The 12,287-nt window shown below is 59.3% G+C and carries 12 protein-coding genes and 1 pseudogene; 4 read left to right on the top strand and 9 right to left on the bottom strand.

The annotated features are described in order from the left end of the window. The first annotated feature begins 45 nt into the window (after positions 1-45). On the top strand, positions 46-393 hold the full coding sequence (locus LRP59_RS09145; protein ID WP_002522102.1) for a chorismate mutase: 348 nt from the start codon (positions 46-48) through the stop codon (positions 391-393). A gap of 8 nt (positions 394-401) precedes the next feature. Here the strand turns inward: LRP59_RS09145 and cysE are convergent, their stop codons facing one another. After that, entirely contained in the window at positions 402-974 is a 573-nt protein-coding gene (gene cysE, locus LRP59_RS09140) for a serine O-acetyltransferase (protein WP_002514770.1), read from the bottom strand. Further along, on the bottom strand, positions 964-1,158 hold the full coding sequence (locus LRP59_RS09135) for a hypothetical protein (RefSeq protein ID WP_002514769.1): 195 nt from the start codon (positions 1,156-1,158) through the stop codon (positions 964-966). The genes cysE and LRP59_RS09135 overlap by 11 nt, the downstream gene beginning before the upstream one ends. A gap of 12 nt (positions 1,159-1,170) precedes the next feature. Between LRP59_RS09135 and guaA the strand changes: the two genes are divergently transcribed. Beyond that, entirely contained in the window at positions 1,171-2,724 is a 1,554-nt protein-coding gene (guaA, locus tag LRP59_RS09130) for a glutamine-hydrolyzing GMP synthase (RefSeq protein WP_002531992.1), read from the top strand. Positions 2,725-2,975: 251 nt separating this feature from the next. Here guaA and LRP59_RS09125 read toward each other — a convergent pair whose 3' ends face one another. From LRP59_RS09125 to LRP59_RS09100, 6 genes are all read right to left on the bottom strand, one after another. Then, positions 2,976-3,260: a PspC domain-containing protein gene (locus LRP59_RS09125; protein WP_002514767.1), complete on the bottom strand. Its 285-nt coding sequence runs from the start codon at positions 3,258-3,260 to the stop codon at positions 2,976-2,978. A 229-nt stretch (positions 3,261-3,489) separates the two neighbouring features. Then, complete coding sequence (locus tag LRP59_RS09120) at positions 3,490-3,768, bottom strand: GlsB/YeaQ/YmgE family stress response membrane protein (RefSeq protein WP_002522105.1); 279 nt, start codon at positions 3,766-3,768, stop codon at positions 3,490-3,492. 132 nt (positions 3,769-3,900) lie between these two features. Beyond that, positions 3,901-5,163, bottom strand: coding sequence for a phosphatidylserine/phosphatidylglycerophosphate/cardiolipin synthase family protein (locus tag LRP59_RS09115; RefSeq protein ID WP_032499773.1), 1,263 nt, complete (start codon positions 5,161-5,163; stop codon positions 3,901-3,903). A 108-nt stretch (positions 5,164-5,271) separates the two neighbouring features. Then, entirely contained in the window at positions 5,272-5,925 is a 654-nt protein-coding gene (locus LRP59_RS09110) for a methionine ABC transporter permease (RefSeq protein ID WP_002514763.1), read from the bottom strand. Beyond that, positions 5,925-7,022 (bottom strand): methionine ABC transporter ATP-binding protein, encoded by a 1,098-nt coding sequence (locus tag LRP59_RS09105; protein ID WP_002514762.1) that lies wholly within the window; start codon positions 7,020-7,022, stop codon positions 5,925-5,927. Before LRP59_RS09105 ends, LRP59_RS09110 begins: the two co-directional genes overlap by 1 nt. Positions 7,023-7,053: 31 nt before the next feature. Continuing rightward, complete coding sequence (locus tag LRP59_RS09100; protein WP_002514761.1) at positions 7,054-8,016, bottom strand: MetQ/NlpA family ABC transporter substrate-binding protein; 963 nt, start codon at positions 8,014-8,016, stop codon at positions 7,054-7,056. A 435-nt stretch (positions 8,017-8,451) separates the two neighbouring features. On the opposite strand from LRP59_RS09100, the gene pcrA reads away from it, so the two are divergent. Beyond that, positions 8,452-10,884 carry a DNA helicase PcrA gene (gene pcrA, locus LRP59_RS09095; protein WP_002533385.1) on the top strand — a complete coding sequence of 811 codons (2,433 nt, stop codon included), beginning with the start codon at positions 8,452-8,454 and terminating at the stop codon, positions 10,882-10,884. Here pcrA and LRP59_RS09090 read toward each other — a convergent pair. Next, positions 10,841-11,131, bottom strand: a pseudogene (locus tag LRP59_RS09090) (hypothetical protein). The gene pcrA and the pseudogene LRP59_RS09090 overlap by 44 nt on opposite strands. On the opposite strand from LRP59_RS09090, the gene sucC reads away from it, so the two are divergent. Continuing rightward, positions 11,111-12,286, top strand: coding sequence for an ADP-forming succinate--CoA ligase subunit beta (gene sucC, locus LRP59_RS09085; protein ID WP_002514758.1), 1,176 nt, complete (start codon positions 11,111-11,113; stop codon positions 12,284-12,286). The pseudogene LRP59_RS09090 and the gene sucC overlap by 21 nt on opposite strands. Position 12,287: the final 1 nt, after the last annotated feature.

Genomic DNA, 12,287 nt, shown 5'->3' with positions numbered 1-12,287 from the left:
GCAGAATGTTGTTCCGGTGAGCGGGTGGATAGCTAGCCTTCGGCCATGAGTGAAGTGCCCAATGAATTGGTCGTGTTGCGTGGCGCGATTGACAATATGGACGCCGCCCTCATCCATCTGCTTGCCGAAAGGTTCCGGATTACTCGCGAGGTAGGCCGCCTCAAGGCGGAGTGCGGTTTACCTCCGGCCGACCCCGCCCGTGAGGCTGAGCAGATCGCGCGGTTGCGGCAGTTAGCGGTCGAGTCGAACCTCGACCCCGAATTCGCGCAGAAGGTCATCACGTTCATCGTGGCCGAGGTGGTGCGTCACCACGAAGCTATTGCTGACGATTCTGGCGACGACTCTGGAGTGGCGGATACGGGGGAGGCGGATGTCCCTGGGTCGGGCAGCTGAGTTACAGATCAGGCGATGACGTCGCCCTGGTGCACCTTCGACGGGATTCCGACGACGACTGTGCCGGGGGCGACATCCTTGACGACCAACGCGTTGGCGCCGATCTTGCAGTCGTCGCCAACCGTGATGTTGCCAATGATCTTGGCTCCCGCGCCGATGAGGACACGGTTGCCAATCGTGGGGTGACGCTTGAACTGTCCGCGGGCGCGGCCGCCGAGGGTCACCTGGTGATACATGAGGACGTCGTCACCGACGACCGCCGTCTCACCAATAACGACGCCCATGCCGTGGTCGATGAAGAACCGGCGTCCAATCGTCGCCCCCGGATGGATCTCAATGCCGGTGATGTGGCGAGACAATTGTGACAACAACCGTGCTAGTGGTCGCAGCGCAGGCTTCTTGACCCACATGGCGTGGGCTAGGCGATGCGCCCAGATGGCGTGAACACCTTGGTAGGCGATGGCGACCATGAGCTTCGAGGTAGCGGCGGGATCCTCGCGCATGGCGGCGTCGAGGTCCTCCATCGCGCGTTCCTTGCATCGCTTGAGGGTCCGGAGCAGGGCCGTCGTCTCAGTGCTCATATGTCAACCTCGGTTCTGCCGGTGAATACTGCCGGTGGATGAACCAAACCATATCGAGCCGTGGCCTTCCGGCCAACGGGGACAGGTGGTTTGACGCCATTGTGCGGCATCGTGTCACACGGTCGATGAGGGATCCACGCCGATATGGGGACCGCGAGTGGCGCCAGGTGGGGTCGTGGGCCATAGACTCGCCTTCATGGAACAACTTCACGACGTCGTTCTGGTGGTCGACTTCGGCGCGCAGTACGCCCAGCTCATTGCCCGCCGGGTGCGTGAGGCGAATGTTTACTCCGAGATCGTCCCGCATAACATGCCAGTGCGCGACATGCTCGCTAAGGAACCCGCCGCCATTATTCTTTCGGGTGGTCCGGCCTCGGTCTACGTAGAGGGCGCTCCGAGCGTCGACCCGGCGTTGTTTAACGCTGGTGTGCCGGTGCTGGGCATCTGCTATGGATTCCAGGCCATGGCTCAGGCTCTCGGCGGTCAGGTGGCTCATACCGGAGCATCGGAGTATGGACGCACCAGCCTGTGCATTACGTCCGCGGGGCAGCTTTTGTCCCGTATTCCCCACACCATCAGCGTGTGGATGAGTCACGGCGATTCCGTCTCCCGTGCCCCGGAGGGATTTTCGACGTTGGCCCGCACTGCGGGTGCTCCGGTGGCGGCGTTTGAAGACGTTGAGCGCAGACTCGTTGGCGTGCAGTGGCACCCCGAAGTGCACCACACGGAGTCCGGACAGACGGTGCTCGAGCACTTCCTTTTCGACATTGCCGGATGCCGTCCTGACTGGAATGCCAGCTCGATCGTCGGCGACCAGATCGCGCAGATTCGTGGCCAGGTTGGTGACCGGCGTGTCATCTGCGGACTGTCGGGTGGCGTCGATTCCGCTGTCGCCGCGGCTTTGGTGCAGCGTGCTGTGGGCGACCAGCTCACCTGTGTTTTCGTCGATCACGGACTGCTGCGTCAAGGGGAGGCCGAGCAAGTCAAGAACGACTTCGTCGCCGCCACGGGCGCAGATTTGGTGGTGGCTGATGAGTCCCAGCGTTTCCTGGATGCCCTTGCCGGGGTCACCGATCCTGAGACCAAGCGCAAGATCATTGGACGCGAGTTCATTCGGACCTTTGAGGACGTTGCCAAGCGTCTCAATGCTGACCAGCCGATCGACTTCTTGGTGCAGGGAACTTTATATCCCGATGTCGTCGAGTCTGGTGGCGGTGAGGGCGCTGCCAATATCAAGAGTCACCATAATGTTGGTGGGCTCCCTGACGACCTCCAGTTCAGTCTCGTTGAGCCATTGCGCACCCTCTTTAAGGACGAGGTGCGAGCCGTCGGACTCGAACTTGGTCTGCCCGAGGACATCGTCTGGCGTCAGCCCTTCCCGGGCCCGGGGCTGGCTATCCGCATTATTGGCGAAGTCACCGCGGAGCGTCTGGAGGTGCTACGCACTGCCGATGCCATCACGCGTGAGGAAATGGGGGCCGCAGGCCTGGATCGCAAGGTATGGCAGTGCCCGGTCGTCCTCCTGAGCGATGTTCATTCGGTAGGGGTACAGGGTGACGGGCGTACTTATGGTTCTCCCATTGTGCTTCGCCCGGTGACGAGCGAGGACGCCATGACTGCGGACTGGGCACGTATCCCATATGACGTACTGGAAAAGATCTCGACTCGCATTACGAATGCGTGTCCGCAAATCAACCGGGTGGTACTCGATATCACATCTAAACCGCCGGCCACCATCGAGTGGGAATGAGCCCCGTCTCACCGTGAACATGACATGGCCCGCACCTTTCTTGGTGCGGGCCATGCCGTGTTAGTGCGGTCATGTCGGTGAAATCGATGTTTCGGGTCAGTCCGCGTTCGGTAAATGCCACCCTTAAGTACGAGGTCTGTGTCGCGCAATCTGAGGCTGCAAGCCGTGCGAGGGAACCCTCAAGCGCGTACGGGGTGAGGTACTCGGCAGGGTTACGGTGATGGTTCCGGGTGAAGTCGCAGGTCCGACCGTCAATCCTTGTAGGGGTTAAAGGGGGCGCTGGAACCTTCCGTGCCTTCAGATTTGTGCGGACAACGGGTCCGGTCGGCCAGGTCTGTCACCATACTCGATCCGCTGCCCTCGTCGGGGATGATGGCCCATAGGACGAGGTAGATGAGCGGTCCGGAACCTGCCAAGAGAATGAGGAGGGCCGCGACGACGCGGACGACGGTGGGGTCGAGATTGAGGGAGTTAGCGATGCCTTGGCAGACGCCGCCGATGATGCGTCCCTCGCTGGGGCGTATGAGCTTGGTCATGTCATTCCTCCTGAGGGGTGTGCGTGATCGTGATCATGTCGATCTTCCAGATGGTCGATTTTCACCCATGATGCCACGTCAAGGCTGTTCCCCAACTCTGGCGAACGCAATGCGAGGCTTACGCTCCGCGTGGCCTCCCGTGCCGTCTTGACGACGGCGGGCAATGCGCGATACGCAGCGAGGCCCCGTCAATGACGAGGCCTCGCCGGAGTAGGGGTAGGCCAGGTGATTACTGTGCTTTCTTCTTGGTGATGATGCCCCAGATCCACAGGACGATAAGAGCACCAACGATTGAAATGAGCCAGGTCCAGGGGCTCCAGAATTTACCGAGCGGTTTGTTGAAGATAGCGGAACCGAGCCAGCCGCCGAGGACCGCGCCGATGACACCGAGAAGCAGAGTGACGAGGAACCCGCCGCCCTGCTTGCCCGGCATGATGGCCTTAGCGATGGCGCCTGCGATGAGGCCGAGAACAATCCATCCAATGAATCCCATGGACCTATCCTCCATTGCAGAGGGTCAGCCGTCCAGTAACTACCGTCGAAGATGGATGAAAAATACTGTAAATATAGTCATATGTTACTATAGTCAACTATGCCCTGACAAGGGGTTACGTATTTTTATTACGCTGCAGACGGAATTCTAGAAAAATGGTCGCCAAGGTGACAGTAGAGCTTCAGTGAGTTTCGCTATGTGAGAGCGCGACTGCCATTCGTCTAAGGTCAGTTCCACACAGTTGGCCATGTCGATCTCGAAAATCTCAGCCATTCGTTGGGCGACGGTGGAGTCAGTGATAGCGACGTTTACCTCATAGTTACCTTGGAGGGATAACCGGTCGAGGTTCGCTGTACCAATCGTGGACCAAATGCCGTCAATAGTGCAGGTCTTCGCGTGGACCATAGCTCCCTGGTAAAGGAACAGCCGCACACCCTGGTGGAGGAGGCGGTCGTAGTAGCCCCGGCTCAGCCAGTCGGCGATGACATGGTTCGATTCAGCCGGAATGACGATCCTAACGTCAACCCCGCGAGATGCGGCTTGGTGGAGGGCTGCGACAACGTCGTCATCGGGGATGAGGTAGCCCTGGGTCATCCAGATTCGCTCACTCGCGCGGTCGATGGCCTCCAGGTACATGTTCCGGATGGGATAGACCGCCATCCGGGGGGAGTTGCGGTGTACAGCGAAAGGCGTATCCCAATAGCGGACGCCGGGAGAAGGTAGTACGGGCTGGTTGCGCCGGGAGATGAGGGCCCCCTTGGGGCGTTGATTCCACATGTCAACAAAGACGTTTTCGAGCTCCCCGACGGCAGGCCCGGTAATACGAGCGTGGGTGTCACGCCAGCGGTCGGCGTAGAGGGAGCCGATGTTGTACCCACCGATGTAGGCGACCTTGGAATCGACGATGAGGAGCTTGCGGTGGTCTCGCCCCAGATTGCGTAGCGTCGGTATCCATGAGGGGGTTACGAGAGGTTGGGCTCGCACCTGCACCCCTTCGAGCTGCCGAAAGAATCGTGGGTCCACAACGAGGTTGGCGAAGGTGTCCCACATCGCATAGACCTTGACCCCGCGTGCGGCGGCTTCTACGAGTGCCTGCCGAAAATGACGCCCGACTTCGTCGTTTTTCCAGATGAAGGTCTCAAGGTAAACGGTGTGTTGAGCTGATTTAATGTCGAAGATCATCGCCGCGTAAAGATCGCGTCCGAAAGTGAAGATCTCAACCTGATGACCAGACACCTTGAGGGGCTCTGCCGGCGCAGTGGGGAAACGGTATGGGCGACGGCCTCGTCGCTTAATGCCGTTGTAGGTGACCAGTCCGGCCATCGTAGCCATCTGGGCGGCAACCATCCCGCCTGCCACCCAGTGCAGTGCGCGGCGAACAGTGAATCTTTGGCGAGGGGCCCGGGTCATGTGCACAGAGTACCGGGCCTTCGTGCACTGGCGGCGAGGCAGCCGGCGGTGGGGTCCGGAAGTGGTATGTGGTGTTATGGATGGTCTGGGCGCTTGTCGCCACAGTGCTTACCGCCGTAGCGCGCGGCGAGCCAACCAGTTGCCCAGGAATTGCGCCAACTGTACGACGATGATGATCGTCACCACTGCGACGGCTGTGACTGCCCAGTTGTAACGCTGGTAACCGTAGGTGATAGCGAATTGACCTAGACCACCGCCACCCAAGGCGCCGGCGATGGCCGTCATATCGACGATCGCAATGAGGATGTAGGTGTAACCGAGAATCAGCGGCCCCAGCGCCTCCCGGGCAACGACGTCAAAGAGGATCCGCCACGGCCCGGCCCCCATAGCGCGGGCCGCCTCAATAACCCCAGGATCGACGGTGACGAGATTCTGCTCAACAATCCGGGAGATGGCGAAGGTCGCAGCGATGCACAGCGGGAAGGTGGCCGCCCGAACCCCGATGGTGGTGCCGATGACCTTGAGGGTGAGGGGAGCGATCGCCGTCATAAAGATAATGAACGGGATCGGCCTGATGATGTTGACGATGACGTTGAGGGTAGTGTGAACGATCTTGTTGGCCAGCAGGCCACCACGCCGGGTGGCATACAGCAAGATTCCTAGCACGAGGCCGCAGATCCCCCCAATGACGAGGGTGATAAGGGCCATGAAGAGGGTTTCCCAAATCGACTGAAGATAGATGGGGCGCAAATAGTCGTTCATCAGTGGGCCTCCTCAGTGGGTGTCGGGACGGTTGCGGACGTGGTTGGTGCCGCCGAATTGGATACCTCCTCGAGGATCTGGACCGCCTGCTCGACGGCCTGTGCCGGACCAGACAGGGCCACCGTGTAATTGCCCAACGAGCCGTCATGTACCTCAATGACGCCGCCGTGGACGATCTGGAAGGACGCCCCAGTGTGGCTTATGCGAGCTAACGCGTCACCGAACGAGTGACTGGCCACCGAACTGACGTCAACGAGTCGAGCATGTGGGTTTTCTGACTGCAACCGTGCCTGTTCCTCCCCGTTCGGGTGCTGGCCGATAATTGTCGCCAGGAAACGCTGGGTGGTCTCTGACTGTGGATGAGCGAAGACCTGGCGGGCGCTTCCAGACTCGACGAGATGGCCAGCTGCTAGTACCGAGACCTGCTGGGCAATCGAGCGGACGACCTCCATCTCGTGGGTGATGACGACAACCGTCACCCCAAGCTCCGCATTGACCCGCTTGAGCAGAGATAAGACATCAGCTGTCGTTTCTGGATCCAGCGCCGAGGTGGACTCATCAGCCAACAAAATCGACGGTTTAGTTGCTAGCGCCCGGGCAATACCAACCCGCTGTTTCTGCCCGCCCGAGAGTTGGTCCGGGTGGTCCCAGGCTTTGCTCGTCAACCCGACGAAACTCAGCAATTCGGTGATGCGCTTCTTCTCGTCCGCTTTCTTCCAGTGAGCCAGCTTGAGTGGATAGGCAACGTTGTCGTAGATGGTCCTTGAGCCGAATAGGTTGAACTGCTGGAAGATCATCCCGATGTCTGCGCGTAGCGGGCGCATCGCCTTGTCCGAGAGCTGGGAGACGTCGGTGCCGTCTACCAAGACGCGGCCACGCGTGGGAGTCTCTAATCCGTTGATGAGGCGAACCAGGGTGGATTTGCCGGCTCCGGAGTGCCCGATAACGGCTGAGATGGAACCTCTCTTAATAGCCAGGCTCACATCGTCAAGGGCTCGTACTGTGCCGGAGCGGGTACGAAATTCTTTCGTGACGTGTTCGAAGACGATGTGGTCGGGACACTGTGGCGCCGAGGAGGGCGTGATGTCTGTTGACATGTGGAAGGCCTCGCTAGAAATCGGATGTGGATCAGGAATTCGACTTCTTGATGTCGGTAGTTAGGCCACTAAGTATCTTGTCCAAATCGGCCTTGGAGTGGCCAGAGACGATCTTGGCGGTGCCGCCAGACTGTTTGATGATGGCCTTTGTGACGTCGGGGTCGGACCACAGCTGGGCGACCTTCTGGTACGTCGGGTTGTCTTTGTCAGCGTCCTTGACTGCGATGATGTTGAGGTAGGGATCGGCCGACTTGCCGGTGGCGTCATCATGGTAGAGAACCTTGTTGCGGTCCAGCCCGGCGTCTGTGGCGAAGTTGTTATTGACGACAGCACCATCGACGCCCTCGAGGGAGGCGGCAGTCTGGGCTGCATCGATCGCCTTAACCTTCACCTTGGACTGGTTGGCGATGACATCGGCGGGGGTGGATAACGCTGAACCGTTACCCCGTAGCTTCAACAAGCCAGCTTCCTGCAACACCAGCAGGGCGCGTCCCTGATTGGTGGCGTCATTCGGGATGGCGATAGTTGCCCCGGCGGGTAGCTGGGAGAGTCGCTGGTACTTTTTCGAGTAGATATTTAGCGGGACGACGTAGGTCGCAGCTAGCGCGGTGATGTTGTCGTTATTTTTGACGTCGTAATCAGCCAGGAAGAGCAGGTGCTGGAAGGCGTTGAGGTCTATCTGTCCCTGGGACAGCGCCACGTTAGGCTGGGTGTAGTCGTTAAAGCTGACAACGTCGATATTGATGCCTTCAGCAGCGGCCTTTTTCTTGATGACGTTCCAGTAATCGTTGGCTGCCTCAGTCGTGCCGATCTTGACGGTCGTCTTGCCATCAGCTGCGGAGTCCCGTCCCGTGTTCTTGGCTACCGCGAAGATAATGCTGGCCATGATCGCAAGCACGATGATGATTGCTGCGATGATGAGGCCGGTGTGGCGTCCTCCGGGTTTTTCGGGAAGCGCCTCAGGGGCGGAAGCCGAGGATATAGGCGTGCTCATGGTAGGTCTCCTGGAAATGTCGCAGAGAGGTGTGGCGAACGGTCATCGATCGTGGGATCGTGCAGGGTGACATGTCGGTATGCGTAGCGACGCAGACATGGGCATAGATCGACTACTGGCTCAAACCAGTGGGAAAGGAGGCAGAAGTCCTGCCAGCGGAGATGAATCCGCCGTCAGCAGGTGCCGAGCATTCGCAAGCAGCACAGGCGGCACATCATCATCGAGGCCGCGCGAAGGTCGGCGTCGACGGTGTGGCTGATGGCCGCGGTCATGGTAGTGCTCCTGGATTCGATGACGGCCCTCATCGGGCTGAATTGCCCTTGAATCTAGGACCTTTGAGGATCACTGTCAATACGGGCCGTTGGTTCGCTGTGTGAACATGCGATGGGTTGTGTCAGCTGGGGACGGCTATGGGCCGGTAGGCTGTGAGTCGCCATGACGACACCGGATCTGTTTTCGTTTTTCGAATCGGCTCATGAGAGACGCAGCCCTGTTGAGCCAGGGGTTTTGCCGACCTATGCCCCCGTGACGGCCGGAGCGGCCTCTCCTGCTGACTTACTGGCCGATCTCAACGAGCCCCAACGTGAGGCGGTGTTGCACGCCGGTTCGCCGGTCCTCGTTGTCGCGGGGGCAGGCTCGGGAAAGACGAGAGTTCTCACGCGACGCATCGCCCACCTGGTGGGGGAACGAGGCGTTCATCCTGGGTCGATTTTGGCCATCACCTTCACCAATAAAGCGGCGGCCGAGATGAAGGCGCGCGTCGTTGACCTGGTGGGAAATCGCGCTAAACCGATGTGGGTGTCAACCTTCCATTCTGCCGCGGTGAGAATACTACGCACCGACATTGACCGTCTGGGCATTTCCCGTAATTTCTCAATCTATGACGATACGGACGCTAAAAGGCTCACCACTCTCGTTGCCCGTGACCAGAATCTGGATCCTAAGAAGTTCCAGCCTCGCGCTATCATGAACTGGATCTCACATCAAAAAAACGAGCTCATTGCCCCCGATCAAGCAGTCGCGGCTGCCAAGAGTGGAAATGATCGAATTAATGGTGACGTCTACGCCGAGTACCAACGCAGACTACGAGCTGCCAATGCGCTGGATTTCGATGATCTTATTATGTATACCGTCACCGTGTTGAGGCAGTTCCCTGAGGTTCGCGAACAGTATCGACGTCGGTTTCGGCATGTACTCGTTGATGAGTATCAGGACACTAACACCGCACAATATCAGTTCATTCGTGAGCTGTGTGGGGATGACCCAGTCGAGCTAGATGACGGTGCTCGCAGTGTCGATCCGCCGGAGCTCATGGTGGTTGGCGATTCAGATCAGTCGATTTACGCATTTCGTGGCGCGACGATCCGAAACATCATTGACTTTGAAAAGGATTTTCCGGGGGCTAGGACGATTCTCCTGGAGCAGAATTATCGCTCGACTCAGACGATTCTTACCGCTGCAAACAATCTCATTAAGGTCAACCTAAATCGTCCCGCCAAAAACTTGTGGACTGATCAGGGTGATGGCGACAAAATCGTCGGGTATGTTGCCGACACTGAACATGACGAGGCCGCCTGGGTGGCCCGACGTATTGACGAACTCGTCGATGAGGGACGTACCAGCTATGGACAAGTAGCCGTTTTTTACCGTACCAACGCCCAATCAAGGGCCTTCGAGGATGTCTTTATTCGCACTGGCTTGCCCTACCGTGTCGTCGGCGGTGTGAGGTTCTACGAGCGCAAAGAAGTCCGTGACGCCGTCAGTTACCTGCGCGCGATCGCTAACCCCTCCGATGACGTTTCCCTGCGTCGCATCCTCAATACTCCGCGCCGTGGCATCGGAGCGCGAGCCGAAGCAGCAGTCGAGATGTTTGCTACTGCTCGCAGAATTAGCTTCTGGGAAGCTCTGAAACGGATCGATGAAATCGACGGTCTAGCAACCAGATCGGTCAATCAAATTCGAGCTTTCGTCAGCCTCATGGATGACCATATCGCCATGGTGGAGCAGGGGAAACGGGCCGACGAGATCGCCAGCTCGATCCTGAAAGAATCCGGTTACATCACCGAACTAGAGAACTCCAAAGACCCGCAGGATGAGACGAGGCTGGAAAACCTCATCGAGCTTGTTTCGGTGGCTCAGGAATTCGTTGCCCGAGTCCATGCTGTCGATATTGACGAGGCTGAGCAGGGCAACGTCGAAGACCTCGAATCGTCCGGCGACGACTCTTTGCCGGCCTTCCTGGAGCAGATCGCCTTGGTCGCCGATTCCGACCAAGTACCAGCCGACTCCGATGGAGTCGTCACCCTCATGACCCTGCACACCGCCAAAGGTTTGGAGTTCGACACAGTTTTCATCACTGGATTTGAGGACGGTGTCTTCCCCCACATGCGGTCTCTTGCCGACGCCACTGAATTGTCTGAGGAGAGACGGCTGGCTTACGTCGGTATCACTCGCGCTCGCAAACAGCTGTTTGTGTCGCGGGCCTCTGTGCGCACGATGTGGGGCCAGGCTCAGTACAACCCACCGAGCCGATTCATCGACGAGATCCCTGAACGCCTCATTGAATGGGAGAGAATCGGCCAGGCCTCGGTGGGATGGTCAACTTCGGCGAGTGGCCGCTCGCAATCAGCACGCGGGGCCCTTCGCGACGACACTCCGGCCTTCGGTTCTGGACGAGGGGCAGCACGTGCGCTCAAGGGACGCACCCTCGCGCTGTCGGTAGGGGATAAAGTGCTTCACTCGACCTTCGGGCTGGGGACCGTCAAGGCCACGTCAGGCCAGGGCGACAATGCCAAGGCTGATGTCGACTTCGGGTCAGCGGGGCTCAAGAGGTTGGCATTGAGGTTCGCTCCACTGGAGAAGCTGTAAGTGGATGCTGACGCAATCTTCGGTCGCTACGAAAGGTCAGATTGCTCGATGTCGTGAGATCAGGTGGGCATCGGGCCTCCGGGGTTGTTAGTCTGTTCATTGGTGGGCAAACGACCAGCTGCGTCCGCTTCGCTGTGAACGTTCTTGTGCTGTGAAGTCGAGACAGCTGCCGTCACCCAGTTCCCCGGCCCGTCAACGGCCGGTCGACTCGCAGAGTGGAGAGATTGTGGACCTGTATGAATACCAAGCCCGCGACCTGTTCGAGAAGCACGGCGTGCCCGTACTTCGAGGCATCGTCGCGGAGACTCCAGAGCAGGCGTCCGAGGCTGCAGCAAAGCTCGGTACCCCCGTCGTCGCCGTCAAGGCGCAGGTCAAGGTGGGTGGCCGTGGCAAGGCTGGCGGTGTAAAGATCGCTAAGTCCCCGGCCGAGGCGGCTGAACGCGCCGAGGCCATCCTCGGTATGGACATCAAGGGTCACACCGTTCACAAGGTGATGGTCGCTGAAGGTGCTGACATTGCCGAGGAATACTACTTCTCGATCTTGCTCGACCGTGGGGAGCGTCGCTACCTTGCGATGTGCTCGCGTGAGGGTGGCATGGACATCGAGACCCTCGCCAAGGAGCGCCCCGAGGCTCTCGCCAAAGTGCCGGTCGACCCGATTGACGGCGTTGACGATGCTAAAGCCCGCGAGATCCTTAGCGAGGCAGGGTTCCCCAACTCTGAGCAGGACGCTATCGTCCCGGCTGTTCTTAAGCTATGGGAGACCTACCGTGACGAGGATGCCACCCTCGTCGAGGTCAACCCGATGATCAAGACCGGCGATGGACGCATCCTGGCTATCGACGGCAAGATGACTGTTGACAACAACGCATCCTTCCGCCAGCCTGACCGCGCCGGCTTGGTGGATCGCGCCACCACCGACCCGCTCGAGTTGCGTGCCGGCGAGCTCGGTCTCAACTACGTCAAGCTTGACGGCAACGTCGGCGTCATCGGAAACGGTGCTGGTCTGGTCATGAGCACCCTTGACTGCGTTGCGTACGCCGGTGAGGATTTCCCGGGATCTCCAGCTCCCGCTAACTTCCTCGACATCGGTGGCGGCGCCTCGGCCGAGATCATGGCCAACGGCCTTGACCTCATCATGAGTGACGAGCAGGTGCGTTCCGTGTTCGTCAACGTCTTTGGCGGTATCACCGCCTGTGACCAGGTGGCACTTGGCATCAAGGGCGCCCTCGAGAAGTTGGGCGACAAGGCCGTGAAGCCGCTCGTCGTCCGTCTGGACGGCAACGCTGTGACCGAGGGCCGCAAGATTCTCGAGGAATTCAACCACCCGCTCGTGACCATGGTCTCGACCATGGACGAGGCCGCCAGCAAGGCCGCCGAGCTCGCATCCAAGGAGGCCTGAG

The sequence above is a fragment of the Cutibacterium sp. 37298 genome (genome assembly GCF_023838685.1).
GTDB lineage: Bacteria > Actinomycetota > Actinomycetes > Propionibacteriales > Propionibacteriaceae > Cutibacterium > Cutibacterium acnes.
Note: the sequence above shows the minus strand (reverse complement) of the source record. Positions and strands in the feature narration are given on the sequence as shown.

Excerpts from the sequence above, each read along its gene's own strand:
- LRP59_RS09145 (WP_002522102.1), top strand. The coding sequence starts at position 46 with ATGAGTGAAGTGCCCAATGAATTGGTCGTGTTGCGTGGCGCGATTGAC.
- cysE (WP_002514770.1), bottom strand. The coding sequence starts at position 974 with ATGAGCACTGAGACGACGGCCCTGCTCCGGACCCTCAAGCGATGCAAG.
- LRP59_RS09135 (WP_002514769.1), bottom strand. The coding sequence starts at position 1,158 with ATGGCCCACGACCCCACCTGGCGCCACTCGCGGTCCCCATATCGGCGT.
- guaA (WP_002531992.1), top strand. The coding sequence starts at position 1,171 with ATGGAACAACTTCACGACGTCGTTCTGGTGGTCGACTTCGGCGCGCAG.
- LRP59_RS09125 (WP_002514767.1), bottom strand. The coding sequence starts at position 3,260 with ATGACCAAGCTCATACGCCCCAGCGAGGGACGCATCATCGGCGGCGTC.
- LRP59_RS09120 (WP_002522105.1), bottom strand. The coding sequence starts at position 3,768 with ATGGAGGATAGGTCCATGGGATTCATTGGATGGATTGTTCTCGGCCTC.
- LRP59_RS09115 (WP_032499773.1), bottom strand. The coding sequence starts at position 5,163 with ATGACCCGGGCCCCTCGCCAAAGATTCACTGTTCGCCGCGCACTGCAC.
- LRP59_RS09110 (WP_002514763.1), bottom strand. The coding sequence starts at position 5,925 with ATGAACGACTATTTGCGCCCCATCTATCTTCAGTCGATTTGGGAAACC.
- LRP59_RS09105 (WP_002514762.1), bottom strand. The coding sequence starts at position 7,022 with ATGTCAACAGACATCACGCCCTCCTCGGCGCCACAGTGTCCCGACCAC.
- LRP59_RS09100 (WP_002514761.1), bottom strand. The coding sequence starts at position 8,016 with ATGAGCACGCCTATATCCTCGGCTTCCGCCCCTGAGGCGCTTCCCGAA.
- pcrA (WP_002533385.1), top strand. The coding sequence starts at position 8,452 with ATGACGACACCGGATCTGTTTTCGTTTTTCGAATCGGCTCATGAGAGA.